This is a genomic window from Streptomyces albofaciens JCM 4342, assembly GCF_008634025.1.
Classification (GTDB): Bacteria; Actinomycetota; Actinomycetes; order Streptomycetales; family Streptomycetaceae; genus Streptomyces; species Streptomyces albofaciens.
Map to the genome: position 1 here is coordinate 3,492,984 of NZ_PDCM01000001.1, position 24,277 is coordinate 3,517,260.

General features: G+C 69.2%; 24 protein-coding genes and 2 pseudogenes. 11 read left to right on the plus strand and 15 right to left on the minus strand.

The window, feature by feature from the left end; all coding sequences use genetic code 11:
- Nucleotides 1-855: 855 nt before the first annotated feature.
- Nucleotides 856-1,350 (minus strand): MarR family winged helix-turn-helix transcriptional regulator, encoded by a 495-nt coding sequence (locus CP973_RS15795; RefSeq protein ID WP_150241203.1) that lies wholly within the window; start codon nt 1,348-1,350, stop codon nt 856-858.
- On the minus strand, nt 1,347-2,318 hold the full coding sequence (locus tag CP973_RS15800) for a helix-turn-helix domain-containing protein (protein WP_150241205.1): 972 nt from the start codon (nt 2,316-2,318) through the stop codon (nt 1,347-1,349). The genes CP973_RS15795 and CP973_RS15800 overlap by 4 nt, the downstream gene beginning before the upstream one ends.
- Nucleotides 2,319-2,514: 196 nt before the next feature.
- Between CP973_RS15800 and CP973_RS15805 the strand changes: the two genes are divergently transcribed.
- The 6 genes and pseudogenes from CP973_RS15805 to CP973_RS40840 all read left to right on the plus strand — a co-directional run.
- A complete protein-coding gene (locus CP973_RS15805; protein ID WP_150241207.1) occupies nt 2,515-3,105 on the plus strand; it encodes a non-oxidative hydroxyarylic acid decarboxylases subunit B in 591 nt (196 codons plus the stop codon).
- 44 nt (nt 3,106-3,149) lie between these two features.
- Nucleotides 3,150-4,574 (plus strand): non-oxidative hydroxyarylic acid decarboxylases subunit C, encoded by a 1,425-nt coding sequence (locus CP973_RS15810; RefSeq protein ID WP_150241209.1) that lies wholly within the window; start codon nt 3,150-3,152, stop codon nt 4,572-4,574.
- 51 nt (nt 4,575-4,625) lie between these two features.
- Nucleotides 4,626-4,877 (plus strand): non-oxidative hydroxyarylic acid decarboxylases subunit D, encoded by a 252-nt coding sequence (locus tag CP973_RS15815; protein WP_150241212.1) that lies wholly within the window; start codon nt 4,626-4,628, stop codon nt 4,875-4,877.
- A gap of 85 nt (nt 4,878-4,962) precedes the next feature.
- On the plus strand, nt 4,963-5,520 hold the full coding sequence (locus tag CP973_RS15820; RefSeq protein WP_150241214.1) for a quercetin 2,3-dioxygenase: 558 nt from the start codon (nt 4,963-4,965) through the stop codon (nt 5,518-5,520).
- Nucleotides 5,517-6,425, plus strand: coding sequence for an alpha/beta hydrolase (locus CP973_RS15825; RefSeq protein WP_244409514.1), 909 nt, complete (start codon nt 5,517-5,519; stop codon nt 6,423-6,425). The genes CP973_RS15820 and CP973_RS15825 overlap by 4 nt, the downstream gene beginning before the upstream one ends.
- Before the next feature lie 264 nt (nt 6,426-6,689).
- Nucleotides 6,690-6,835 (plus strand): annotated as a pseudogene (locus CP973_RS40840) (L-threonylcarbamoyladenylate synthase); the annotation flags it as partial.
- A gap of 417 nt (nt 6,836-7,252) precedes the next feature.
- Here the strand turns inward: CP973_RS40840 and CP973_RS15835 are convergent.
- Entirely contained in the window at nt 7,253-7,882 is a 630-nt protein-coding gene (locus CP973_RS15835) for a TULIP family P47-like protein (protein ID WP_150241218.1), read from the minus strand.
- Between the two features lie 17 nt (nt 7,883-7,899).
- Between CP973_RS15835 and CP973_RS15840 the strand changes: the two are divergent.
- Nucleotides 7,900-8,190 (plus strand): annotated as a pseudogene (locus CP973_RS15840) (transposase family protein); the annotation flags it as partial.
- Between the two features lie 139 nt (nt 8,191-8,329).
- Here the strand turns inward: CP973_RS15840 and CP973_RS15845 are convergent.
- Both CP973_RS15845 and CP973_RS15855 read right to left on the minus strand, forming a co-directional pair.
- The gene (locus CP973_RS15845; protein ID WP_150241220.1) at nt 8,330-9,991 is read right to left on the minus strand and encodes a hypothetical protein; all 1,662 of its coding nucleotides are present in this window, start codon (nt 9,989-9,991) and stop codon (nt 8,330-8,332) included.
- Between the two features lie 1,035 nt (nt 9,992-11,026).
- The gene (locus CP973_RS15855) at nt 11,027-11,830 is read right to left on the minus strand and encodes an SDR family NAD(P)-dependent oxidoreductase (protein WP_150241222.1); all 804 of its coding nucleotides are present in this window, start codon (nt 11,828-11,830) and stop codon (nt 11,027-11,029) included.
- A gap of 82 nt (nt 11,831-11,912) precedes the next feature.
- Here CP973_RS15855 and CP973_RS15860 point away from each other — a divergent pair, with 82 nt between their 5' ends.
- Nucleotides 11,913-12,500 carry a TetR/AcrR family transcriptional regulator gene (locus CP973_RS15860; RefSeq protein WP_150241224.1) on the plus strand — a complete coding sequence of 196 codons (588 nt, stop codon included), beginning with the start codon at nt 11,913-11,915 and terminating at the stop codon, nt 12,498-12,500.
- Nucleotides 12,501-12,727: 227 nt separating this feature from the next.
- Here the strand turns inward: CP973_RS15860 and CP973_RS15865 are convergent, their stop codons facing one another.
- From CP973_RS15865 to CP973_RS15885, 5 genes are all read right to left on the minus strand, one after another.
- A complete protein-coding gene (locus CP973_RS15865) occupies nt 12,728-13,519 on the minus strand; it encodes an SDR family NAD(P)-dependent oxidoreductase (protein ID WP_150241226.1) in 792 nt (263 codons plus the stop codon).
- A gap of 481 nt (nt 13,520-14,000) precedes the next feature.
- Nucleotides 14,001-14,477: a carotenoid oxygenase family protein gene (locus CP973_RS41760; RefSeq protein ID WP_150241229.1), complete on the minus strand. Its 477-nt coding sequence runs from the start codon at nt 14,475-14,477 to the stop codon at nt 14,001-14,003.
- A gap of 883 nt (nt 14,478-15,360) precedes the next feature.
- A complete protein-coding gene (locus CP973_RS15875) occupies nt 15,361-16,800 on the minus strand; it encodes a flotillin family protein (RefSeq protein ID WP_150241231.1) in 1,440 nt (479 codons plus the stop codon).
- Between the two features lie 139 nt (nt 16,801-16,939).
- The gene (locus tag CP973_RS15880) at nt 16,940-17,449 is read right to left on the minus strand and encodes a hypothetical protein (protein ID WP_150241233.1); all 510 of its coding nucleotides are present in this window, start codon (nt 17,447-17,449) and stop codon (nt 16,940-16,942) included.
- A 183-nt stretch (nt 17,450-17,632) separates the two neighbouring features.
- Entirely contained in the window at nt 17,633-17,944 is a 312-nt protein-coding gene (locus CP973_RS15885; RefSeq protein WP_244409519.1) for a hypothetical protein, read from the minus strand.
- A 241-nt stretch (nt 17,945-18,185) separates the two neighbouring features.
- On the opposite strand from CP973_RS15885, the gene CP973_RS15890 reads away from it, so the two are divergent.
- Together CP973_RS15890 and CP973_RS15895 are read left to right on the plus strand one after the other, a co-directional pair.
- Entirely contained in the window at nt 18,186-19,187 is a 1,002-nt protein-coding gene (locus tag CP973_RS15890) for a PP2C family protein-serine/threonine phosphatase (RefSeq protein ID WP_150243649.1), read from the plus strand.
- 318 nt (nt 19,188-19,505) lie between these two features.
- Nucleotides 19,506-20,024, plus strand: coding sequence for a MarR family winged helix-turn-helix transcriptional regulator (locus CP973_RS15895; protein WP_150241235.1), 519 nt, complete (start codon nt 19,506-19,508; stop codon nt 20,022-20,024).
- Nucleotides 20,025-20,048: 24 nt separating this feature from the next.
- Here the strand turns inward: CP973_RS15895 and CP973_RS15900 are convergent, their stop codons facing one another.
- Entirely contained in the window at nt 20,049-20,456 is a 408-nt protein-coding gene (locus CP973_RS15900; protein WP_150241237.1) for a hypothetical protein, read from the minus strand.
- Between the two features lie 917 nt (nt 20,457-21,373).
- On the opposite strand from CP973_RS15900, the gene CP973_RS15905 reads away from it, so the two are divergent.
- Nucleotides 21,374-22,147, plus strand: coding sequence for a transposase (locus CP973_RS15905; RefSeq protein ID WP_150241238.1), 774 nt, complete (start codon nt 21,374-21,376; stop codon nt 22,145-22,147).
- Nucleotides 22,148-22,398: 251 nt separating this feature from the next.
- On the opposite strand, the gene CP973_RS15910 is transcribed toward CP973_RS15905, so the two are convergent.
- The 4 genes from CP973_RS15910 to CP973_RS15925 all read right to left on the minus strand — a co-directional run bounded on the left by CP973_RS15910 (nt 22,399) and on the right by CP973_RS15925 (nt 24,223).
- Nucleotides 22,399-22,623 carry a hypothetical protein gene (locus tag CP973_RS15910; protein WP_150241241.1) on the minus strand — a complete coding sequence of 75 codons (225 nt, stop codon included), beginning with the start codon at nt 22,621-22,623 and terminating at the stop codon, nt 22,399-22,401.
- Nucleotides 22,624-22,658: 35 nt separating this feature from the next.
- The gene (locus tag CP973_RS15915) at nt 22,659-23,717 is read right to left on the minus strand and encodes an LLM class flavin-dependent oxidoreductase (protein WP_150241243.1); all 1,059 of its coding nucleotides are present in this window, start codon (nt 23,715-23,717) and stop codon (nt 22,659-22,661) included.
- Between the two features lie 112 nt (nt 23,718-23,829).
- Nucleotides 23,830-24,006 carry a thiazolylpeptide-type bacteriocin gene (locus CP973_RS15920; protein WP_053802156.1) on the minus strand — a complete coding sequence of 59 codons (177 nt, stop codon included), beginning with the start codon at nt 24,004-24,006 and terminating at the stop codon, nt 23,830-23,832.
- A 34-nt stretch (nt 24,007-24,040) separates the two neighbouring features.
- Nucleotides 24,041-24,223 (minus strand): thiopeptide-type bacteriocin, encoded by a 183-nt coding sequence (locus CP973_RS15925; RefSeq protein WP_053802155.1) that lies wholly within the window; start codon nt 24,221-24,223, stop codon nt 24,041-24,043.
- Between the last annotated feature and the right edge of the window lie 54 nt (nt 24,224-24,277).

Here is a 24,277-nt window from a genome sequence, read left to right on the forward strand (position 1 = left end):
CGGCTGGTTGACTCCGGCGGTCTCCGGCTGTTGGCGGCGGACTACGTCGGTACTGGTGCTGACCTAATGCTGACTTCCTGACGCAACGTTAACTACTAGGCGTGTTACTCAGCGTGACGGCCTCAGGATATGCGGAGGCGCTGGAGGTGGCGCAAGGGCTGGCGCGCGGAGGGCGTGAACCCTGCACGCGACGGCGCTCAGGAAGGCGCGCCGTCAAGGTGAGGAGCCTCTGGCGAGGGCAAGGGCGGGGAACGGTGCTGTAAGAGCGACCGAAAGCGGTGATGGCTTCGGCCGGATACCGGGTGGTGTTCGAGCATCGCCGGGCGAAGATCACTGTGAAGCCGCAGCCGGGCCGTTTGTTGAAGATCTGGCCTCCGTCACAGAACACCGACTTCCGCACAACCGCACCACGCTGAGCGCCCGCGCCCCGGCGCATCCGCGCAGCAGTGCACCGTTGCACTGTCGAAAATGCCTCATGCCTGAACAGGGCGAACGGCTAGACGACGTCCGGAACATGCTGTCAGCGCCGCACAGAACTGCTGGGCGTGCCTACCCCGGACATCCTCGAACTGATTTTCCCTGGCAGCAGCATGCCGACGCAGAATCACGTGTACGACGAGGCCACCCAGGTGGCCACGGTCCGCCGCCGGTGGCCTGCAAAGGTCCAGGAGGAGCAGGACTTGGTGTTCATCGGCGGGCCGCCACAGCGGAGACCGGTCGCAGCATCTGACCACTGCACCTCGGTGAAACGGGCCCCGGTACGCGTGTCGGCGCGGGCCGGAGCCCTGCGCATACGCGTCCCGGGGTCGGCTCGCTGCGGGAGAGGGGCTGGCGGGTGCCGTGGCCCGGCTGTCGCTATGGCGCGGCGTCAGTGCGGGGCCGCGGGGTGCCGTTTCCTGTGTCCGGTGTCGTCGCGCCGGTCTCCAGAGCAGCCGGGCCCCACGGGCGGTCGAGGATCTGGCGCAGGGTGGTGAGTGAGGGCGGGCCGAGGCGTCTGCCGAGGTCGTCCTCCAGCCGGGCGATCAGGGTGCGGGCGAGGCGGTGTACGCGTCGGCCTTCGGCGGTCATGACGATGATGCGGCGGCGGGCGGAGGCGGGGTCCGGGGTCTGTTCGAGCAGGCCCATGCCGATGAGGGCGTGGACGGCCTGGTGGGCGCTTTGGCGGGTGACGTTCATCCAGCGGGCCAGGTCCGAGACGGTGGCGCCGTCGGGGGGCAGGTGGGCGAAGACGTTTTGCTGGCCGAGGGTGACGGGCCGCTCGCCGGCGTCTGCCATGGCGGCGGCGAGCGCGGTGTCGAACCAGTGTCTGGCGTCGGCGAGGAGCTGGGGGAGGTTGCGGTCGGGGTTCATGAAAGATCCTCGCTGGGGTCGCCGGGTGTCACCTGAGTGCCGGCGGGGTGTCGGGCGGCTGACGGGGCGCCGGCGGCCCAGGTGCGGAAGGCGGTGGGTGTGGTGCCGGTGCGGCGGCGGAAGAAGGCGCTGAAGGCGGTGGCGTGGTGGAAGCCGATGCGTTCACCGATGACGGCGGGGGGCAGGGCCGTGTGCGCGAGGAGGCGTTTGGCCTCCAGCAGGATGCGGTCGTCGATGAAGCGTTTGGCTCCGCAGCCGGCGGCCGCCCGGGTGGCGCGGGTGAGGGTGCGCACGCTGTAGCCGAGCCGGGCGGCGTATTCCTCGACGCGGTGGGTATGGCAGAAGCTCTCCTCGACGGCTTGCCGGAAGCGGTGGAAGGGCTCGTCGCCGGGGCTGCCGGGTGACGGGGAGCCGTCCGGGTGGGCGAGGTGGAGCAGCAGGGCGGACAGCAGGCTGCGCATGGCCTCGATGTGGGCCTTCAGGGGCAGCGCGGTGATGTCGCGGTAGCTCTCTTCGAGCGCCCTGCGGATGTGGCCGAGGGCGGGTGTCTGGCGGGCGGTAGGCCGCAGCAGGCGGCACCGGGTGTGGTCCTGCGCGCCGGTGATGGCGGCCGTGGGGGTGCTGAGGAAGCCGGGTGGGAAGAGGATCGCGGTGCCGCCGGTCTCGGACAGGTGGGTGAGGAACTGCAGGACCTGTCCGGGGCGCACCCACAGCCAGCTGCCGGGGGTGAGGTCGACGGTGTTGAAATCGACGGAACAGCGCAGGGTGCCGGTGGTGACGGTGAGCAGTTCGTGAAAGGCCGGGCGCCGGGGGCGGTAGGGATCGAGGCCGTGGCTGCGCGCCCGTGCGGCGAGCCGGGGAAAGTCGAGCACCTCCGCACCCGGTGGCGAGCCGGGAGTGGGGCGGTAGGGGACGGCCACGATGTTGTCGGGAGACCCATCCTCTGCAGTGTGTCCGTTTCTGTTCATGATGTGTCTCCAGTGTAGAGGCTGGCCGTCGCGCCGCCGCCTTAGCGTTGTGGTGCGAGCAGGCGGCAACCAGGCGGCGTCGCAGACGTGTCCGGGCGCTGGCGCTCAGGAAGTCACCGCCAGCAGTCACCGCCACTCGGTGACCGGAAACCATCAGTGAGGCCGGAGGTCCGGCCGGTGTGAGGGAGTGGCTGCCGTGCGGCTGATCATCGGGATGACGGGAGCGACCGGCGCGGTCTTCGGCGTCCGGCTGCTGGAGAACCTCCAGCAGTTGCCGGAAGTGGAGACCCATCTGGTGTGCTCGCGCTGGGCCCGCTCGACCGTCGAGCTGGAGACGGGACGGTCGGCACGGGAGATCACCGCGCTGGCCGACCACATCCACGCGCCGGAGGACCAGGGCGCGCCGATCGCCTCGGGCTCGTTTCGCGCGGACGGGATGGTCATCGTGCCGTGCTCGATGAAGACGCTGGCCGCAATCCGCACCGGGTACGCCGACGGTCTGGTGGCCCGCGCCGCCGATGTGGTGCTCAAGGAGCGGCGCCGTCTGGTGCTGGTGCCGCGGGAGACACCGCTCAGCGAGATCCACCTGGAGAACATGCTGGCCCTCGCCCGGATGGGCGCCCAGATCGTCCCGCCCGTGCCCGCCTTCTACAACCATCCGAGCAGCATCGACGACATCGTCGACCACATCACCGCGCGCGTCCTGGACCAGTTCGGTCTCCCGGCGCCTGCCGCGCGCCGCTGGCAGGGCATGCGCGCGGCCCGCCGGGAACGGCCCGTCGCCTGAGATTTCACCGCCCGCACTCGACAGCGAACCGAAGGAGCCTTTTCATGGCCCACGACGACCTGCGCAGTTTCCTCGACGCTCTGGACCGCGAGGGCCAGCTGCTGCGCGTCACCGACGAGGTGATGCCCGAGCCGGACCTGGCTGCGGCCGCCAATGCCGCTCCGCGCCTGGGCGATACGGCCCCGGCGCTGTACTTCGACAACGTCACCGGCTTCACCGGCGCCCGCATCGCCTTGAACGTCCACGGTTCCTGGGCCAACCACGCCCTGGCGCTGGGCCTGCCCAAGGACACTCCGGTCAAGCGGCAGGTGGAGGAGTTCATCCGCCGCTGGAGCGACTTCCCCGTCGCCCCCGAGTGGCGTGCGGACCCGCCGTGGGCGCAGAACACCTTGGACGGCGACGCGGCGGACATCTTCCAGGTGCTGCCGCTGTTCCGCCTCAACGACGGCGACGGCGGCTTCTACATCGACAAGGCCGCGGTCGTCTCCAAGGATCCCGAGGACCCGGACAACAGCGGCAAGCAGAACGTCGGCATCTACCGCATCGAGGTCAAGGGCAGGCGCAAGCTCGCCCTTCAGCCCGTGCCCATGCACGACATCGCCCAGCACCTGCACAAGGCCGAGCAGGCGGGCGAGGACCTGCCCGTCGCCATCGCCTTGGGCAACGAACCGGTGATCTCCATCGCGGCGTCCACCCCGATGAAGTACGACGAGAACGAGTACGAGCTGGCCGGCGCGCTCCGCGGCGCTCCCGCGCCGGTCGCGCCCGCCCCGTTGACCGGGCTGCCCGTGCCGTGGGGCTGCGAGGTCGTCATCGAGGGCGTCATCGAAGGCCGCAAACGCGAGATCGAAGGCCCCTTCGGGGAGTTCACCGGCCACTACTCCGGCGGCCGCAGCATGCCCGTCATCCGCATCGACAAGATCTCCTACCGCAGTCGGCCGGTCCTCGAGCACCTCTACCTGGGCATGCCCTGGACCGAGGTCGACTACCTGATCGCCGCGAACACCTGCGTGCCGCTGTACCAGCAGCTCAAAACGGAGTTCCCGGAGGTCCAGGCGGTCAACGCCATGTACACCCACGGCCTGGTGGTCATCGTCTCCACCGCCAAGCGCTATGGCGGCTTCGCCAAGGCCGTCGGCCTGCGCGTGCTGACCACACCGCACGGCCTCGGCTACGCGACCACTGTCATCGTCGTGGACGAGGACGTCGACCCCTTCGACCTGCCCCAGGTCATGTGGGCGCTGTCGACGAAGATGAACCCGTCCGGGGACCTGATCCGCATCCCCAACCTGCCGGTCCTCGAACTCGCCCCGCAGGCGCAGCTCCCCGGCATCACCGACAAGCTCGTCATCGACGCCACCACGCCCGTCGCCCCCGATACCCGCGGCAACTACGGCAACCCGGTCCGCGACCTGCCCGAGACCGCCGCATGGCTCGACCGCCTGCAGAAGCTGGCCGCCGACCGCTGACCCAGGCCCGCCGGCAACCGGCCGGCCGGGCACGACCGCGAAGGGAACCGCATGTCCGAGAAGACCGCCTGCCCCCGCTGTGCCCACCCCGCGATCTCACAGCTGTTCACTTCCCCCGTCCCCGGGGCGTGGGACGTCCTGCAGTGCGAGCAGTGCCTGTACTGCTGGCGCACCAGCGAACCGGCACGCCGCACCACCCGCACCGCCTACCCCGACAGCTTCAAGCTGACCGCGGACGACATCCGCAGCGCACCGGAGGTCCCCGCCGTCCCCCCGCTGCGCCGAGGCCGTGAAGACCGTTAGGCATCTCATACTCGCCGGGAGCACCCATGCCCCCTGCTTGTCAGGTAGCCTGACATAAGGCTCTTCACGAGGAGGAGAAACACTCTTGACCGCCGAATACGCGAACCGCTACCGCACCCGCTCCCACATCCCCGCCGAACCAGGCGTGCCCTACTTCATCGAAAAGGGCATGGGCGACCGCGCCCACCTCTTCGGCGACCTGGTCACCATCTACGCGGGCGGGGAGCAGACCGAGAACACCTTCAACTTCTTCACCGTCGAAGGCCCCAAGGGCGACATCATCCCGGCCCACGTCCATCCCGACACCTACGAGGTCTTCTACATCACCGACGGAGCCGTGCGGCTGTTCGCCGAGGACCTTGAGGGCAACCAGTACGAGAAGCTGCTGACACCGGGCGACTTCGGCTTCGTGCCCAAGAACTGCCCGCACGCCTACCGCATCGAGCGCCACCACAGCCGCGTCGTCGGCGTCGCGGCCGGCCCCGGCGGCACCTTCGAGCGGTTCTTCGAGAACCTCGGCGTGCCCGCCGAACAGCTCGGCCTGCCGCACCAGCCCGTCATCCCGGAACCGGAGAAGTTCGCGACCGTCCCGCAGCAGTACGACGTGCGCTTCCTGCCCGACCACCAGTGGCGTACGCGGTGACGGCGCCCGCACCCTCGCTGCGAGAACTCATCGCCGCGCCCCACCCCGACCGCGCCGCCCTGCCGCCCGCTGCGATGAGCGTGCCCGGGGTACGGGAACTGCGCGGAGTGCCCTACCAAGAAATCGACGGCAGCCGCCCACTGGAGCTCGACCTCTGGCTGCCCGAGACCGGCAAGGCGGCCGGCCCTGTCCCGCTGGTGCTGTTCGTACACGGCGGCGCCTGGCGCCGGGGACGGCGCGACGACATGGGACTGCGCACCCGCCACTGGTCTCCCCGGCCCTTCGCGCGCATCGCGGCCGCCGGGTTCGCCGTCGCCTGCGCCGACTACCGGCTCAGCGGCGAAGCCACCTTCCCCGCCCCGCTGGACGATCTGCGCTCCGCCTTGCGCTGGCTGACCCTGCGCTCGGCGGAACTCGGCATCGACACCAGCCGGACGGTGGTGTGGGGCGAGTCCGCCGGCGGACACCTCGCCGCACTCCTCGCCCTGACCGAAGCCGACCCCGTGAGCAGGGAATACACGCAGCCGGCCGGTGCCGTGGTCTGGTACGCGCCGAGCGACCTGACCAGCGCCCGCGGCTGCTTCGACCCCGCAGACCCCGCCACCCCCGAGGCGCGCATGCTCGGTGCGGCCCCGGCCACCGTCCCGGAACGCGCCCGCACGGCCAGCCCCCTCGCCCACGTCCGGCCCGGCGCACCACCGTTCCTCCTGGTCCATGGAGACCAGGACACTCTGGTCGACTGCTCGCACAGCCGCTCCCTGGCCGCAGCCCTGGAGCAGGCCGGCGCACCGGTCGAATTGTGGACGGTGCCGGGCGCCGATCACGGCTGGCACGGCCTGCCCGACACCGAAGTGGAGGAACTCTTCAACCGCTCCCTGGCCTTCGCCCGCCGCCTCCTGGCCTAGCCATTCCCGGGAAAACCAGGGCGGTACGGGTCGGCCGTGATCCGTGAAGGACCGCTAGAACCGCACCGGGCCTTCCTCCGCTGTGAAGACGAAGTGGTCCCGTGCGGCCTCGGCCATTCTTGGCTTCCGCGATGCCTCCCGTGCGCCGACGACGCGAGTGATTCGCATCCAGTGCCATTGGCGTCGGTAGCTCAACGGAACCGTGATCGGCGCTCAGATGGATCAAAGCCGTCGCCGGTCCTCGGTGCACCTAGGATTGCGAGAGTGACGGCAAGAACCAGTGACATCGAGAAGGCAGCCGGTGTGCTGCGTGCCGGCGGCCTGGTGGCCCTCCCGGCCGAGACCGTCTATGGACTGGGCGCGACCCCGCCGCCGTCTCGCGCATCCTCCAGGCCAAGGGACGCCCGCCCTAGCACCCTCTGATCGTCCACATCAGCGGCGCGTAGCATGCCCCGCTACTGACCATCGTCTCGACCGAATGGGACGGCAGCACCCGCAGCTGGTCCCGTCCGAGGAGCAGGCCCACGCCACGCCTTCCATCGCCAAACCTCACCCGGCGCCCCCGGCCTTGGTCGAGGTTGCCGGAGGCTACGATCTGCAGCTCTACGCCTGCCCGGCATCGTCAGAGCCGGGCGAACGAGGTGGGGATGCTGGCGCTCACGGCGCCGCCCGGTTATCCGTTCCCGGGCGGTGAACGCGGCCCGGAACGGCGCGGCAGTCGGTGGGCCACTAGGTCGGTCGGCGGCTGCTGCGAAGGGCCCTCGCCGTCCGGAGGTGAGAGCCCGGTCGTGCACCGGAGGATCACGTCATCACGGGCCGCGGGCCGGCTACGCCGGGAACGGGTTTCCGCCCAGCTGCATGCCTCCGTTGAGCTGTGCGCTGGTGATCTGGAAGTCGGCGGAGTTGACCAGTGGGTCGGTGGCCGGCAAGGCGTCGGAAGCATCGCTGGCGGTCCACTCGGGGATCTTCTCCAGGATCCCGGCGATGCCTGCTGCGACACCGCCGATCAGGAGCACGACCAGCCACCTGAGAAGAACTCGTTCGATGGCGACGGCTACGCGGCTGGCGGCAGTGCCGATTGCCGCGATGATGATATCTGCGATGGCCTCCGTTACGGTGACCCAGGTGGCGACCGTGTGCCAGGTGTGGCTCTTGGCGTCCTCGGCCTTATCGAAGGTGAGCGTTTTCGTGCCATCGGATTCGCTGGTCAGATTGATCTGCGCGAAGTGGGTGGTCTCGGCGTACCCGTCGATCCCCGGCGAGATAGGCACGTGGATGTAGGCGTACTCGACGTAGGTGGGCTTCAGCCATTCGAAGCCGCTCACCGTCGACTCGGTCAGGCTCAAATCGACGATCGCGAAAATGTGCTGGAACTCGATGAGGTGGTCGTTGAACCACTTCCGAAGCGGTGGGGTCACCGGCATCGAGATGTCGTCCGTGGGCTGGGTGTAGGTCACGCGGTCGACGACGACAAAGGGCCGACGCCCACGTCTGGCGGAACTCCGGCCTGCCCGCCCGGTGCCAGGGTGTGCCCGTGCTCGGTGACGGTGCCTACCTCAACACCGGGCTCATCGTCCCGCACCGCAAACGCCAGGGGCGGCCCCTCCTGCCGGGCGAGGAGGAGGACAATGCCGAACACCGCAAGGTCCGCGCCCGCGTGGAACATGCCTTCGCGAGGATGAAGAACTACAAGATCCTCCGTGCCTGCCGGCAGCGCGGCGACGGCCTCCACCACGCGGTCCAAGCGGTCGCCCACATGCACAACTGCACAACCTCGCCCTGGCAACATGACCACAACCGCGGGAACCGGGCCCTGACCTGCCAGATCACAGCCTTCTGCAACACGCTTCAGGCGGCGGACGGGGTTGGTGCAGGTCGCCGTGGCCCCGCCCGCCGTTGTGTCCCTACAGGCAGCGGGTGGTCTTCTGCAGGTTGACGTTTTCGGGCGGGAACGGGGTGTCGGGGTAGCCCGGGCCGATGGTCCAGGAGGTCCAGCGCCCGGTCTCCAGGTAGCGACACTGGCTGCTGTACGCATAGCGCCGGTCGGCGCCGGTCGTGGCCAGCGGGGCCACCTCGACGTTTTGGGCCAGGCAGTTTCTGTGATAGATGGTCACCGGTGTGCCGGTGCCGCCGGGCTGCGCAAACGAGTCACCGCACGGCGGCTCGGCGGCCGTACCCTTCTCAGCCGAGGACGCGGCCCGGGCGGCGGCCGGGCTCGGGCCTCCCCACGGTTTGAAGCAGTGCACGACCTTCTGGGTGTTGTTGCCGATGCCTGGCCATTCGGGTGGGAAGTAGCCGGCGTCGATGACCCAGCGGGTCGTCCCGCCCCCGCCTGGGACGTTGCGGCACTGTCGCACGTAGGAGTAGCGGTTGTCGTTGGTGCCTTCGCCGTACGGCGCGACGAAGACGGGCCGGTCGGTGCAGTTGCGGTAGCTCATGTAGATGGTGTGGCCCGTTCCGCCGGGCTGCGACCACGTCGCGGTGTCGCATGGTCCGTTGGCGGGCGGCTGCTGGGCGGGAGACGGAGCGTTGCAGTGGCCGCCGCCGGAGGGCTCGTCGGACATCAGTGCACAGGCGTATTTGGGCCCACGGTTTACGCCGTAGGTGAAGTTCAGCGCGTGCTTGAGGTCTTGCCACTGCAGCCGGGTCTCGGTGACGGCGTTGCGCACGGCCTGCGCGAAGTTGTTGTGGATCTTGCCGCGGTCCGTGCGCGGGTCGCTGGTCCGCCCTGTGGTGGGGTCGATCTTTCCCTTGTCCTTGTTCAGGGAGCCGGTGGCACCGTCGTCGAACGGGTCACCGTGTGAAACACGGACCGGTTGCCGGCAGGTCGAGTTGGGTTGGTTCTCGTCGTAGCAGCCGGTGGACAGCGGTTCGGGAACGTCTGATGCGCCCGGGGCGTGCCGGTCGTAGCCGTTGTTGAACAGCAGCGAGGGAGTCCTCTGGTCCAGCCCGGGCGGGTTGAACGGGCTGATCGGCTCGGTGGGTTTGGGGATGTCCGACCAGTTGGAGTGGGCATAGAAGTCTTGCAGGGTGTGCAGCATCCGCCCGAAGGTCCTGAGCACATTGCGCTTGGCGGGTATCAGGACGCGGTCCGCGGCGAGATTGCCGTTGTCGTCGACGATCGGCTTGGCCTCCTCGACCGCCTCCCGGAACAGGGCGCGGGCATGGTTGACGCACTTGAGCAGCTCATCGGTGGCCACGGCCCGGGTGTGGTTGCCGGCGATCTCGGCCAGGTAATCGGCGTTGTCGCAGTGCGCCGGCGCCGGCTCCGTAGCCGGCCACTGATCGGGCAGGCCCACCCCGCCCCAGTTCGATTCGGGGTCGTACGGCGAGGGGTTACGGCCGGTGATCTGCTCCAGGGACGACGTTTCGCTGGTGGGGGTGCCCAGCGAATCCTCGAAGCAGTCCGTGGGGTCCACCGGGTCGCCGGTCGGCCCGGCATGGCAGCCGAGAGCCGCGCGGGTGATGAACTCGTGCTCGTAGTTCTGATGGGTCCAGCCCTTGGTCGGCACCCACACATTGCCCACGGTGCCGAATGCCTGCGCCGAGGGAGCGGCTCCGGCCAAGAGGCCGCAGGAAACGGCAACGGTCGCGGCCACAGCTGCGGCGCACGAACGCCGTAGGCGCCGGACGCCGGCGCGGCGTGTGCCGTACTGGGGAACAAACCGCCCGGACTCGGCGGTGGCGCGGTGGTGACAGGGTCTTGGGGGCCGGCAGCGGTGGGGGCGAAGCCAGTGCATGAGCGTCCTCCCGACGTGCGGTGGCAGGGCTGACCACGCTGGACAGCGCTGCCCAGCGCATGCGGCTGGGACGCTAGTAAAGGGCCTGCGGCTTGTCATCGAGCAATCAGGCCACCCCACCCGCGGCAGGCCGTAGTCGTTCGTCGATGCGGTGAGCATCAGGGCCGGCGCACCACGGCAAACATGATCCGTCAGGCATGACGATCTTCGAGGACGCCCCCTAGGATCGCCGCGCGTGCGGCTGCAGCGAGAATGCTTTGCCGCCGTGCGGGCAGACCGAGGCGGTTCCAGTGAGCCTACGCCAACTTGAAAACGCAGTTCAGAGGGCTGGAGTGACCGGTTCTCGGGAGTGCTCACGCTGGTCGGGGGTGGCTGTCTGCGGAGTAGATCATCCGTCGGGCTGTGTTTTCGGCGGCACTCGGAGCGGGTTTGCTTACAGCGGCAGGTGAGCCTCGTCCGCCTGGCCGAAGATATCTCTGCACGTTGGGGACGGCACCGACTCGCGGGCGTCGAGGAGGGTCAGCGTATGACGCACTTCCGTGCCCAGCCGAAAGAGCTGAATACTGATCTGGCCGCTCTTACTGACAGTGAGAATGTGGCTGTGGGTCCTGCCAGTGAGCCTGCCTCACTTACTGACTGACTGCATCGACTGTCTTGTCCGAGATTTGTCGGCTCGTCGGCAGGGCCGCCGCGCATACGGCCGGACGGGCATATCTGTCCTTACAGGCGCTTGGTCCGGAAGCCCCGTCACTGTCTTGTCCATTCGCTCGACCGGCGCGTGTCGCACTCGGATCGGCAATGCCACAGGGACATACATGGCCGGCGTGAGTTCGGGAGTCACTACGGGCTTGCCGTCCATCGTCATGCCCCCTTGGCGGTGAGCCGGCCGATGGCCCGGATGACCTGGCGCCGGGTGGCCAGGCGTCGGGCGAGGAAGGCCATCACCCGGTTCATGCGGCCTGCGATGACGCTGGGTGGCGGGTTCCTGCGGTCCAGGGCGGCCAGCGCGGTGCGGACGACGTCGACGGGTGAGGCGAGCCTGGTCCCTCCGGCGGCCTGTGGGGTGCCCACGACGTCGAAGAACTCGGTCCGGGTCGCGCCGGGGGACAGGGCCAGCACCCGCAGGCCGGTGCCGCGTGACTCCTCCCACAGAGCCTCGGTGAGGCTGAGTACGAACGCCTTGGTCGCCCCGTAGAGCGCCATGCGCGGGTTGGGCTGGTAGGCGGCCATGCTCGCCACGTTGACCAGTACCCCGCGGCCCGCGGCGCGCAGTTGGTCGATAAAGGCCCGGCTGATGTCGGCGACCGCGGTCACGTCGACCGCGATCTCCCGGCGCAGCCGGTCCGGGTCCACCTGGTGGAAGGGGCCGAAGGTGGCGAACCCGGCGTTGTTGATCAGGCTCGTGACGTGCAGGCCGAGCTGGGCCACCTGCGCGGCCAGTGCCTGCCCGGGGTGGTCCGTGGCCAGGTCCATCTCCACCACGTGCACCTGGATCCGATGCTGTTCGCGCAGCTCGGTGGCCAGCTTCTCCAGGCGGTCCCTGCGGCGGGCGACCAGTACCAGGTCGGAGCCGCGGGCGGCGAGCTGGCGGGCGAACTCGGCGCCGAGGCCCGCGCTGGCCCCGGTGATGAGGGTGGTGTGTCCGTGGTAGTCGACGGCCGGCATGGTCATCCTTCTTTCAGTCGCTGTCTTCCTGGCAGTTAATGCCAAGTAGGCGGTCGCTGTCCAGAGGGGTACCCTGACGTCCATGACAACCTTGTGGGAGCGTTCGCGGCAGGTTGCCGTCCAGGCGATCCTGGATACGGCGGTACGCCTGTTCGCCGAACAGGGCTACGAGCAGACGACGATCGCGCAGATCGCGCGGGAGGCGGGGATCTCGCAGCGCTCCCTGTTCCGCTACTTCGGCACCAAGGAGGACCTGGTCTGCGGCGATCAGGAGGCGCTGGGCGAGCTGCTGAAACGGACCGTCGAGCAGCAGCCGGCCGAGATGTCAGCCTGGGACGCCCTGCGCGCCGGATTCGAGGTCATTCTGACCGCCAACCACCCCCCTGAGCGTGCGCTGGAACTGTCCCGCCTCATCTTCGACACGCCCTCGCTGCATGCCCGCTACATCGAGAAGCGACTGCGCTGGCAGGCCGAACTCGTCCCCGTCATCCGGGCGCGGCTGGGCAACAGGCCCGGCCATCCGGCTCCCGACACGCAGGCCAAGGCGATCGTCGCGACGGTCTTCGCCTGTATCGACACGGCAACCGAACTCTGGGCCGGACATGACGGGCGGATCGACCTGGCAGACCTCTACGACCAGTGCCTCGCGGCGGTGCGGGACCATGGCTGAGGCACGTATCCCCCGCACGCCTTCGGGCGGAACCCGACGTCACCGCGCGCGGTCGATCGCAGCGGTCTGAAGCAGGTGGCAAGGGCCAAGTGGTGGGCCATGCGCTGGAATGCTCCACTGAACGCGTTCCAGGTCGCCTCCGGAGCGCCTGACCCCGAGCAACAACTGAACACTCAACAAGTAATAGCAGCCGTCAGGTTGACGCAGCCTCAGGAAGCTTGCAGAAGTCATCGGATGGTGAGTAATCGGATGGCGAGTCCGCCGTCGACGGCGAGGATGGTGCCGGTGGTCCACTGGGCGGAGGCCAGGTAGGCGGCCGCGGTGGCGATGTCTTGGGCAGTGCCCAGGCGTCCCAGGGGGTAGGAGTGCTCGATCTGCTCGTCGTGTGCGGTGCGTTCTTCTGCGGTCATGGGGGCGAGGTAGGAGCGTTCGTACTTGGGCGTGCGGACGGCGCCGGGCGCGATGGCGTTGACACGGACTCCTTGGGGGCCGAGTTCACTGGCCAGCGCCCGGGTGAGGGAGTTGAGCGCTCCGCGGGTGGCGGAGTAGGCGGCCGCATGACGGCCGGCGACCATTTTGCGGGCCCAGTAGCTGCTGATGTTGATGATGCTTCCCCGAGCGTTCACGAGGGCGGGCAGGAGTTGCTGGCTGAGCAGCAGCGGCACCTGGACGTTGAGGTGCCACATGGTGTTCATCTCGTCGACCGTGGTGTCGGCAAGGGAGGCGAAGTGTGCGGTGCCGACGTTGTTGACGAGGGTGTCGACCCGGTCGGTCAGGTTTGCGATGTGCGCGGCGATTTGGGCGGGGGCATCGGGCGCGGAGAGATCCGCGGGGACGGTGTGCACGACGGTGCCGTGCCGGCCGAGTGCCTCGGCGGCGGTCTTGAGCTTGTCGCGGTTGCGGGCGATGAGAATCAGGTCCGCTCCGTCACGGGCGAGGGCTTCGGCGATGGCCAGGCCCAGGCCCTCGCTGCCGCCGGTGACGACGGCGAAACGGCTGGTGGTGCGGTGCTCGGGCATGTCAGATTGCCTTTGTGTGGTCGGTGGAAGCGCTCAGGGGCGCGAATCGGCGCAGCTCTTTGCGTTGGTCGCTGCGGGCGTTCTCGATGCCGGCGAGGGCGGCGCTGCCGAAGGGGAAGGCACAGCGGGGGCTCGGCATGTCGGCGAGGGCGATAAGGGCCTGGGCCGTACGGGCGGGTCGCCGCCCTGCCTTGCCGCGGCGTCGGCGGAGCGCGCCAGTGCTTCGTGCACGGGAGGTAATCGGGGAGGGCGGGGCTGCCGGGCAGCCGGCTCGCCCAGTTGGCGCGGAAGCCGGTGCGGGCTGCTCCGGGCTCCACGATCGTCGTCCGGATGCCCAGCGGGGTGAGCTCGGCGGCCAGTGTGGACGCCAGGAGGCACCGTCGTCTTCCTGGCCGGGTACTGGTGGAGCGAGAGGCGGAGACGGGCTCTCCGCAGCCGTGGCCGGCGGGGAGGAGGTAGGTGCTGCGCCGGGCGCCGTGGGTCAGGTCGCGCTTGTAGATCTCGGTGTGGCTGGGCTCGGCGTCGAAGGTGAAGGCGGCGGTGTAGCCGTAGCGATGGGCAGGCCAGTGCGGTGCCCGCGATGCGGGGGTATTCGCCGGGTGGCGTCCAGCGGGGTTTCGGCGGCCTTGCCGGTGCCAGGTGGAGTCCATCGGTGCAGGGCGGGGCCGCCGTCGAGGTCTTGTGCCTCCTGACGCCACAGGGCCAGAGGCGGGCGCCGGTGAGGGCGATCATCCCCGTCGGTCTCGAAGGCGTTCATGGTGTGCCATATACAGCAAGGGGCGATGTCGAACCACCGTACGTGGGTGGTCTCTCCGCTCCGGGGCAGGACGCCGAAGCGGGCGCGGTGTGCGCCGTCCCAGCGCCAGGGCGGGTCGCCCATGGCGGCCTGGGCAGCGTCGAAGACGACGGGCAGGTCTAGGAAGACGAAGTGGTGGGCGTCGAGGGCGAAGTCGTGCATTGTGAGGCTGCGCCTACCTGCCGATGACGGTGTGGCGTTCCATGGACGTGAGGGCACCACCGCGGTCGCGGTCTCGATGCTCTGAACAGCCACCTGACCGACGAAGTACTGGCCGCACCGAGCCGCCCGCCTTTCCCGTCCAGCGAGTCCGTGGCGGTCGGTGACGCCCGGTGCAACTGACCTGCTGCACCCCAGCCGAGATCACGCTGAGTATGCCCATGGCGAGCCGGACCCGAAGATAGGAGGGTGCTTGTTGAACCTGGCCAAGGGCACATGCTGACCGTTTGCTGGCCCACAGCACCTTGTAACCCGTTTGACCTGCGAAAACGCCCGCTTCCAAGACGTTGATGAGCATTTTCGTGCGGGGCTCCTCGGGGGCTCGAAGGAATCGGTGATGAGCTGCGATGTTGCAGGTCAGGGAGGGTGGAACGACTGGTTGACTCCGGGGCGGTCTCCGGCTGTTGGCGGCGGACTACGTCGGTCTGGTGCTGACCTAATGCTGACCTCCTGACGCGGCGTTAACTACTAGGTGTGATACTCAGCGTGACGACCTCAGGACGTGCGGAGGCGCTGGAGGTGGCGCAAGGGCTGGCGCGCGGAGGGCGTGAACCCTGCACGCGACGGCGCTCAGGAAGGCGCGCCGTCAAGGTAGGTGGCGTGCCGCCCCAACGGCACAACGCGCTGACCGTGCCGCTGACATACCCGGCCACCCCAGCGCCACTCCGCACCGCCGGCACGAAGTTCTGTCTAAGCTCGCCTCCGCTGGCTGCTCCTGCGCCGGCCCAGCCCGTCCTCCGGGCGGGGCCGGCGCAGGAGCGTGTGTAGCTTCTGGCCGGCTCGCTGTCTTATTCAGCAGAGCGAGGTGCCATCTGTCGGACAGGGCTCATTCGGAGATGTGGATCTTCCGGTTGGGGGCCGCCGTGTCCGGGGCCGAAGTGGTGGCCTTCGCTGTCGTGCTGCGCTGGGTGAAGGTCTGGAGGAGTTCCGCGAGGTCGACTCCCGTGGTGCTGCTGAGGAGTTCGATGCCCTGGGTGACGTTGTCGGTGACGGTGCGGGAGAGCTGGCCGGCGCCGTCGGTGGAGATGACGGTCATCTTGTCGACGGCGCTCAGCGGTTCGGACGCCTTGGCGACGACCTGCGGCAGGGCCTCGGTCAGCATCTGGATGACGGCCGCGTCGCCGTACTGGGTGAAGGCGTCGGCCTTCTTGCGCATCGCCTCGGCTTCGGCGGCGCCCTTGGCGGCGATGGCGGCGGCTTCGGCCTCGCCTTCGAGGCGTGTGGCGTCGGCGAGTGCGGCGCGGTGGGCCTTTTCGCCCTCGCCGGTCAGGCGGGAGCGTTCGGCGTCGGCCTCGGCCTGCTTGACCAGGGCGATCCGGCGGGCCTCGGCCTCCTGCTCGGCCTGGTAGCGCGCGGCGTCGGCGGGCTTGCGGACCTTGGTGTCGAGCTCGCGGTCGGTCAGGGCGGCCTGCCGCTGGGCGACCTTCTCCTGCTCGGTGAGGACTTCCTGCCGGCGTGCGGCTTCGGCGAGCGGGCCGGCGGCGTCGGCCTTGGCGGCGGCGGCCTCGGTCTCGACGCGGATCTCGGCCTGCTTGAGGGCGAAGGTCCGCTCGGCGACGGCGATTTCCTCGGCGGCCTTGAGCCGGGCCTGCTCGGAGGCGCGCTTGGCGTTGGCCTCGGCGATGTCGGCTTCCTGCTTGGCGCGGGCGGCCTCGGGACGTCCCAGGTCTTCCAGGTAGGAGCCTTCGGTGGTGATGTCCTGGATCTGGAAGGCGTCCAGGACCAGGCCCTGGCCCGACAGGCTCGTCTCGGCTTCCTCGGCGACCTGGCTGGCGAAGGCGGCCCGGTCGCGGATGATGTCTTCGACCGACATGCGTCCGACGATGGCGCGCAGCGCGCCGGAGAGCACTTCCTGGGTGAAGCCGACGATGCCGTCCTGCTGCTGGAGGAAGCGCTGGGCGGCGGCCCGGATGGCGTCCTCGTTGCCGCCGACCTTGACGATGGCGACGCCTTCGAGGTTGGCCTTGACGCCGCGCAGGGTGACGGCGCCGCGGACGGCGATGGGGATGTGCCTGCTGGACAGGTCCAGGGTGAACTTCTGCTGGACGAAGGGGACGACGAAGACGCCGCCGCCGACCACGACCTTCTGGCCGCTGTTGTCGATGGAGATGCGGCCGGTCTCCGGGTCGGTGGACTTCTTGCCGCGCCGGCCGGTGATGATGAACGCCTCGCTGGGGCCGGCGACCTTGTACCGCGTGATCACGACGAGGGCCAGCAGGACGAGGAGTACGACGACTCCCACCACAGCGGCGATGACTGGACTCATGAGACATTCCCCCCTGCCACCCAGGGGACGGCAGATCGAATCGGTTGTTCAGGTTGAAGCGCACACGCCGGTGAGCTGAAGCGCCGAGGCGCGTACCGGGCGTGGGAGTGGCCGGGCGGGAGACCGTGCGGGGTGGCTGTCAGCGGTCGACGCGGCGGACGGTGACCGCGGTGCTCGACAACGTCGCCTCCACCCAGACCTCCGCCCCGCGTTCGACCGGCGTGGCGGATTTGGCCGCCAGCTTCACGGGCTGGCCGCACCAGCGCAGCAGCACTTCTCCGTACCCGTCGGCCGGAATGGCCGTGACCACCGCGCCGGAGACTCCGACCAGATCGGTACCGCGCGGGGTGCGTGCGGTCTGGTCCCGCATCAGCGACCGGCTGAGTTTCCATGTCAGCCAGCCCGCCGCGAGCCCGGCCACCACACCGGCCGCCGCTGCCACACCGGCCCCGGCCCAGCCGGTGCCCAGCACGAGCGCACCGGTGAAGCCGAGCATCGAGACGAACCCCGCGATGACCGGGAGCGACAGCAGGCCGTCGAGCAGCCCGTCGACCACGCCGCCGAGCAGCCCTTCCAGTACGCCGTCGAAGACCAGCGACAGCACCAGCAGGACGACACCCGCGATGCCGAGACCAAGAAAGACACCCATTCCAGCGACCTCCTCAGTCACGATGACGACCCTGCTCAGTGGCATGGTCTCAGCACGTTCAAGGACCTGACATTGCCGGAACCCGGCAGTCTTTACGTTTCCTTAATGCTCACTTCGTGACCGGGCCTGCAACAGCTGGGACAGACAGACGCGCCGCAGTGCGGCCTGACGCGGCGCACATCGTCACGAAAGACGTCCGCTCCGGGGCGCCGGACCGGCTCCGGCCTGCTGGTGGATGCCGGGGGTGCCGTCGGCGTCCTGGTCACGGTTCCCCGCCTCGTACAGGCGGCGGTGGATGCCGTTGCGGCGCTTGATCAGCAGGGCGGCCAGGACGGCGGCGATCAGCGATCCGGCCGGCACGGCGGCCTTGACGTGCTCGGGGTCGGGGAAGGCGGGTTCGCCGATGAGCAGCGCGAACCGCTGGGCGACACCTGCGCCACACCTGCGCCACACCTGCTCCACACCGGAGAAGCGGCACTCCCGCTCGCTCGGCACCAGGGGTTGCCGGTTGCTGCACGGTTCGGTAACAGCAAACGTGGCGCCCCTCACCTCCGCGGTGGCGGTTGTCTAACGTACAACCGCAAAGCCGGAGCTGAGCCAGGTGCGGTCGCGGAGCCGGCCGGCTGCGGCAGGGCAGTTGAGGTGTGACCGGGGCCCGGCCCGGCGAAAGGTGTTGGTGTCGGTGACCCGGTCGAACCCGTCCCCACGCGTCCTGCCCGCGCTGCCGTACGCGGTGATGGCAGTGGTCGCCGCGGTGGACATCTCGGCGGGGCCGGATGTGGGCTTCTTGCCCCTGGTATCGCTGGGGCCCGCCTTCGCCAGCCTGGCCGGCGGCTGGCGGCGCACAGCCCTGATCGGTGTGCTCGCGCTTTCGATGTGCGCCGGCCTGGGCCTGTACGACGGCCTGTTCGCGCAGCGCCGCGGCTGGACGGCCCTGCTGTCCGTCGTGGGCGTCACGGTGGCGGGCCTGGTCGCCGCGGTGATACGGCAGCGCCGCGAAAGCGAACTGGCCAGTGTCCGCTCGATCGCCGAGGCGGCCCAGCGCGTCCTGCTGCGCCCGGTGCCCCGCAACGCGGGCCGGCTGCGCCTGGCCGTCTCCTACACCTCCGCGGTCGCCGAAGCGCGCATCGGCGGCGACCTCTACGAGGTGGTGGCCACCCCGCACGGGGTGCGGACCCTCATCGGAGACGTCCAGGGCAAGGGCCTGGAGGCGGTGGAGACCGCGGCCGTCGTCCTGGGCGCCTTCCGCGAAGCCGCCTACGACGAACCCGACCTCACGGCCGTCGGCAACCGCCTGGAACGGGCCCTGGCACGCCACCTGACGGACGAGAAATTCGTCACCGCCGTCCTCGCCGAAACCCGGGGTGCCGGGACCATGACCTTGCTCAACTACGGGCATCCCGCGCCCCTGGCCGTTGCGGCGGACGGAGACGTCCGGTTCCTCGTCCCGCCCGAGCGCGCTCTGCCACTCGGGCTCGCCCTGCACCACACCAGCGGTCCTCAGCCCTATACGGTGCCTTTCGCTCTTGGCGACCAGGTCCTGCTGTATACCGATGGCGTCAGTGAGGCGCGTGATGCGGAGGGGCGCTTCTACCCTCTGGACCAGCGAGCGGGCCTGCTGAAGGAAACCGATGCGCAGACGGCGGTCGAGGCGTTGCGGCAGGACTTGGTGGCGCATCTTCAGGCGCCGCTGCACGATGACGCGGCAATGCTCTTGGTCCGCTACCGCAGTGGCTGAGGGGCCGTACGGTTCCTGGCGGACCTCGTATCCGCGCAATCCGGGACGGCAGACCCGCGCAAAGACTTCGCACACCCGGGGCCGGCCGTGGCCGCCGGCAGGGCGGGCCGGGGCATATCCGGCTTCATCGTGACGCGTCTTGGCGGCTTCCCTGCTGTGGTCCCAACAGGGAAAGCCTGGCGACGTCCCGACGCCCGGGCACCGGCGTACACCTAGAGGCATCCTAGCCGCGGCAACACGCCGAGGGCCCCCAAGACTGCCGCCTTTTGCACTGTGCAAAAGGCGGCAGGCCGACGTGCCCGCGAGGTAGAAAGAAGCATGGCCGAATGCGCAGGAGGACCACGGAGTCAGAGCGACGTGGACGCGGTGACCAGAGCGGTTCTCACGGCGTCACGAGCGCTGGTCGCCGTCTCTGCCCGCTCACTGGCCGCCGTCGAGGAGAAGGTGACCCTGCCGCAGTTCCGGCTGCTGGTCGTGCTGTCCGTGCATGGGGCCGCCAGCCTCACGGCTGTCGCGGAAGTGCTGGGAGTCAATCCGTCGACCGCGATGCGCATGACCGACCGCCTGATCGCTTCGGGCTTCGCCGAGCGCAAGCTCAATCCCGGCAACCGCCGCGAGACACGGCTTCGGTTGACGGACGCCGGCCGGCGCCTCGTCGATGAGGCCACCGCCCGCCGACGGCAAGAGATCACCGCCATCGTCGAACGGATGGATCCCCGGAAGGGAGCGGCGCTGGTCGAGGCGCTGACCGCATTTGCCGAGGCGGCCCATGAGCCGACGGCTCCCCGGGCTGGCGCCGACTGCTATCCGCTGGGCTGGAGCGATGCTGCCCGCTGACCCTTCCGCCGGAAGACGACCGGCTCAACGTGAGTGCCCCCGCGGACACACGCCTGCCGGGCCGGGCGGATTCTTCCAGTGCCGGGGGCAGTACGGGACGTCGCAACGTGCGCAGAACCCTGCGTCACCGGGCAGCGCGGCCAGGGATACCCGCGCGTAGGTGCGTGGATAGGCGAAGGCATCCCGCAACAAGGCGGCACGTTCCGTGGTGATGTTCTCCCCGGCACCGTTCTCGTGCATCTCGCTCTCGACGATCAGCCACCACCGTGCCGGGTCACGGCCTCTTTCGTAGAGCGTGCGCGCGTACGCGCTCCAGCGCGGCCAGGACACGGGCAGCCGGCGGGGCGGGACGAGCTCCAGGTGCGCGACCTGCGCGCCGCAGACCACGCACATGACGTGGAGGACGAACAGGACAGCAGGTAACTGCCTCATGGTGCCGTTCTTTCACTTCAGGGCTGGGACGACGAGCACGGACGCCACTGCGCGATGACGTCGGCACCGTACTGTCGTGCGGGTGTGGCATGGGCCGAATGCCGCGCGGGCCGCCGGGCTGCCGCCGCACCACCGGAGTGCGTCGGGGCCGCGCGAACCGGTGGACACAGCGTGGCAGGGGTCGCGACTGCGTGATCCCTGGACGGCACGCGCTGCGCCATCGCGCGCTTCTGTGCGCGGTCACGCCGCTAGGGCGGGTGCTGGCTGCCCTGCTGCCTCTTCTCTCGGCACCGTGACTGCTTCGGCGGTTGGCATGACGAGCCCCTCTCGGCCGTCTGCTGGCAGGTCTGTAACGCTTGCCGACCAGGCTTCCCGGCACCCCAGAAGAGGCCCGTCGGGCACCTTCACGCCGAGCATCCTTGCACACGGCAAAACGCGAGGCGGAGGAACGGAGAAAACAGCGTCGTGACGCCGGCAGACGGTCGGCTCCATTCGGTGCGGGCAGGCAGGGGTTCGCGTCGTGGTCGATGCCAGGGAGCCCGGGCCTGCAAAGAGGGAGGCGGCCGCGGCCAGCGGTCTCGTAGGGGTCCGGTGGTCGCCCCGCGCACTTTTCACGGGCCACGACGCGGGCTTCCACACGGCTGCGGCGATGCTCTTTTGCGCAGCCGTGAGCGGCCAAGGCGGGAACCATGTTCTTCCCCTGGTGCGAACCGCTGCCGGGCGGCCCACACAGTCAGCTCAGGGCCCTTGTGCCGGAGCCGAGATGTGCGCCGCCTCATCAGGGGCGGCGACTTCATCGAGTTCACTATGCGGTTCCAGAACGCAGGGTCGGTCACCTTCAATATTGGGCGTGACGTTCGAAGGCAACTCCTAGAGGCTGTCCCGTAACTGCCGGTCAGAGGTGAGACGATCTTGCCGTGGCTGGTGTGATCAAGGCGTCGGATCCCTCGTGGATAGGTCCGTTCACCGGGCTGAGCCCACGGCAGTTCAACAAGCTGATCACCGCGTTGCGGCGCGAGGGCGCCGATCCGGTCCGCAAGGGCCGGCCGTGGTCGTTGCCGCTTGAGGACCGGGTGCTGCTGGTGGCCGCGTACTGGCGCACCAACCTCACCCTGCGCCAACTCGCCCCGCTCTTCGGCATCTCCAAGTCCGCGGCCGACCGGATCGTCGGCCACCTCGGACCGGCTCTCGCCCTCCAACCCCGGCGGCGGTTCCGCAAGAACACCGTGCTCATCGTGGACGGCACGCTGGTCCCCACCCGCGACCGGGCCGTGGCCGCCTCCAGCAAGAACTACCGTTACTCCACTAACCATCAGGTCGTCATCGACGCCGACTCCTGCCTGGTCGTCGCCGTCGGCAAGCCGCTGCCCGGCAACCGCAACGACTGCCGGGCCTGGGAGGACTCCGGCGCGAAGGCTGCCGTCGGCACCACCCCCATGGTGATCGCAGACGGCGGCTACCGCGGTACCGGCTTGACCATCCCGCACTACCGCCGGCGCAAGGACGAAGAACTGCCCGCCTGGAAGGAAGAGCACAACGCCTCCCACCGCAAGGTCCGTGCCCGCGTCGAGCACGCCTTCGCTCACATGAAGAGCTGGAAGATCCTGCGCGACTGCCGCCTCAGAGGCCACGGCGCCCACCACGCCATGCTCGGCATCGCCCGCCTGCACAACCTGACCCTCACCGGATGACAAGCAAACGAGCAGCTCAACCTGCACGTCCCTGGTGATTTACGGGACAGCCTCTAGGCTCGAAAGTACGCCACTGCCCAGCACGAAAAGCATGACCGCCACCGCCCCACCGGATCACCGACCGGTCAAGCGATCGACAAGTGATCGACAAGTGCGCAGGCGCACCGCACTTCCCGTCCGCTGACTTCCGGACCACGCATCAGCCCGGACTGCGGACCGGGCCGTCAGTCGTCGGGGTTCCGGGCGGGCCGTCAGTCGTCGGCGTTCCGGCGGTGCTTCGTGAGCTGCCGGGCGCCGTAGGCCAGCGGGGGGACGATGAGGAGCCAGTACCAGGAGTCGGTGAGGATCGCCAGGATGAGGCCGAGGGCGCCGGAGAGCGGGAAGAGGCTGTACGCGGCGTACGCGGCAAGGTCCAGTGCCTTGCCGGAGCGTTCGGTGCGCGCCGGGCTGCGGGTGGGTTCGGGCGTGAGGGACATGGGGACTCTTTCCGGGTTGCGGTGTCGAACGGCCTTCAGAGCTTGGGAAGGACTTCGTCGACGAAGAGTTTCATGCTCGCGTGCATCTGCTCATAGTTCTGGCCACCGAAGTCGACGTTCCACAGATAGGTGTCGGCGCCGTACGTCTCGTGCAGCTCGTGGATCTGCTCCACCGCGGACTCCGGGGAGCCGATGACGGCCGTACCGTAGCGCTTGACGTCGAAGGAACCGAGGTGCTTCATGTCCCGGCCCATCGACTCGTAGCCGACGTAGCCGCTGGAGCTGGTGTCGCGCCAGGAACGCGCCGCCTCCGTCCACACCCGCAGGTACTCGCGGTAGAACGGCTCGGCCAGGCGGTAGGCCTCCGCGTCGGTGCGGGCGATGTAGAGCGGGGTGCTCATGGCTATGCGCGGGGTGCGGGTGGTGCCGTGGGTCGCGGTGAAGACCTCGCGGTAGTGGTCGACGAGGTGCCGGCTGACGGAGGTGTACTGGCGGGCCGGGGCCAGCGCCAGCATCACGCCGAATCCCTTGGTGGCGAGCCAGGTGAAGCTCTCCGGCGACTTGACCGCCGCGCCCCACACCGGCGGGTGCGGCCGCTGGGTCACCGGAGGGAGCGAGGTCGCGTCGGTGTAGGAGAAGAAGGGGGTGTTCTCGCTGACCTTCTCCTCGGTCCACAGCCGTACGACGGCCTCGATGGTCGCCTCATAGCGCGCGCGGCTCTCGTCCATCGGCACCTTGAAGGCGTCGAACTCGTACGGCAGCCAGGCCCGGCCGAAGCCGGCGTCGACCCGGCCGCCGCTGATGGCGTCCACCTGCGCGATGTGCGCGGCGAGCTGGATCGGGTGGTGGAAGGCCGGCAGCAGGGCGCCGGTCATCAGGCGGATGCGGGAGGTCTGCGCGGCGACGGCGGTGAGGAAGGTGAGCGGGCTCGGGCAGTAGCCGCCGTAGTCGCCGAGGTAGTGCTCGGTCATCTTGACGTAGCCGAGGCCCGCGTCGTCGCTGAACTTGCTGATGGCGATGGCGTCGCGGTAGTACTCGGCCGGAGTCCGCTGTTCGGGACGGCAGTCGGGCAGCAGCGAGATGCCGTGTTCCATGGTTTCGATCACCCTGTCGCGGTTCGTCGGTGTTCGTCGGTGTGTGTTCGGTGACCGCCGGGCCGTGGCGGGGCGCCCCGCCACGGCCCGGTTCAGTCGGTCCTGCTGCCGGTCAGCCGCAGGAACTGGTGCACGAGGTGGTGCTGGAGGTGGTGCTGCAGCTGGTGGTGCTGGTGCAGCCGTCCATCATCGCGCCGCTGTCGTCGTTGTAGTCGTTGATCTCGAAGGTCTCCGACTCAAGCGTCAGCATGTCGCGCGCCAGGTCGGCGAGCGGGAGCTTGTCGGCCATGGGTGTCTCCTCAGGGTCAAGCGTGCGGTGGACGTCAGGCGGTGCAGCAGGAGGTGGTGCTGGTGGTGCTGGAGCTGCAGCTGCTGCTGTCACAGCTGGTCGAGGAGACGCCGAGCAGCTTCCCGTCGAACTCGCTGTAGTCGTTGATCTCGAAGGTCTCGGACTCCAGCGCCAGCATGTCGCGCGCCAGGTCGGCCAGTTCAGCCTTGGGCGTCATGAGCGCCTCCCTCTGATAATCGGTTCCGGTGGATTGGGGCCCCGATCCTTTATA

What these genes read in the sequence shown, in the direction of transcription:
- CP973_RS15795 (WP_150241203.1), bottom strand. Translation starts at nt 1,350, where the DNA reads ATGAACCCCGACCGCAACCTCCCCCAGCTCCTCGCCGACGCCAGACAC.
- CP973_RS15800 (WP_150241205.1), bottom strand. Translation starts at nt 2,318, where the DNA reads ATGAACAGAAACGGACACACTGCAGAGGATGGGTCTCCCGACAACATC.
- CP973_RS15810 (WP_150241209.1), top strand. Translation starts at nt 3,150, where the DNA reads ATGGCCCACGACGACCTGCGCAGTTTCCTCGACGCTCTGGACCGCGAG.
- CP973_RS15815 (WP_150241212.1), top strand. Translation starts at nt 4,626, where the DNA reads ATGTCCGAGAAGACCGCCTGCCCCCGCTGTGCCCACCCCGCGATCTCA.
- CP973_RS15855 (WP_150241222.1), bottom strand. Translation starts at nt 11,830, where the DNA reads ATGCCGGCCGTCGACTACCACGGACACACCACCCTCATCACCGGGGCC.
- CP973_RS15860 (WP_150241224.1), top strand. Translation starts at nt 11,913, where the DNA reads ATGACAACCTTGTGGGAGCGTTCGCGGCAGGTTGCCGTCCAGGCGATC.
- CP973_RS15865 (WP_150241226.1), bottom strand. Translation starts at nt 13,519, where the DNA reads ATGCCCGAGCACCGCACCACCAGCCGTTTCGCCGTCGTCACCGGCGGC.
- CP973_RS41760 (WP_150241229.1), bottom strand. Translation starts at nt 14,477, where the DNA reads ATGCACGACTTCGCCCTCGACGCCCACCACTTCGTCTTCCTAGACCTG.
- CP973_RS15875 (WP_150241231.1), bottom strand. Translation starts at nt 16,800, where the DNA reads ATGAGTCCAGTCATCGCCGCTGTGGTGGGAGTCGTCGTACTCCTCGTC.
- CP973_RS15880 (WP_150241233.1), bottom strand. Translation starts at nt 17,449, where the DNA reads ATGGGTGTCTTTCTTGGTCTCGGCATCGCGGGTGTCGTCCTGCTGGTG.
- CP973_RS15890 (WP_150243649.1), top strand. Translation starts at nt 18,186, where the DNA reads ATGGCAGTGGTCGCCGCGGTGGACATCTCGGCGGGGCCGGATGTGGGC.
- CP973_RS15895 (WP_150241235.1), top strand. Translation starts at nt 19,506, where the DNA reads ATGGCCGAATGCGCAGGAGGACCACGGAGTCAGAGCGACGTGGACGCG.
- CP973_RS15900 (WP_150241237.1), bottom strand. Translation starts at nt 20,456, where the DNA reads ATGAGGCAGTTACCTGCTGTCCTGTTCGTCCTCCACGTCATGTGCGTG.
- CP973_RS15910 (WP_150241241.1), bottom strand. Translation starts at nt 22,623, where the DNA reads ATGTCCCTCACGCCCGAACCCACCCGCAGCCCGGCGCGCACCGAACGC.
- CP973_RS15915 (WP_150241243.1), bottom strand. Translation starts at nt 23,717, where the DNA reads ATGGAACACGGCATCTCGCTGCTGCCCGACTGCCGTCCCGAACAGCGG.
- CP973_RS15920 (WP_053802156.1), bottom strand. Translation starts at nt 24,006, where the DNA reads ATGGCCGACAAGCTCCCGCTCGCCGACCTGGCGCGCGACATGCTGACG.
- CP973_RS15925 (WP_053802155.1), bottom strand. Translation starts at nt 24,223, where the DNA reads ATGACGCCCAAGGCTGAACTGGCCGACCTGGCGCGCGACATGCTGGCG.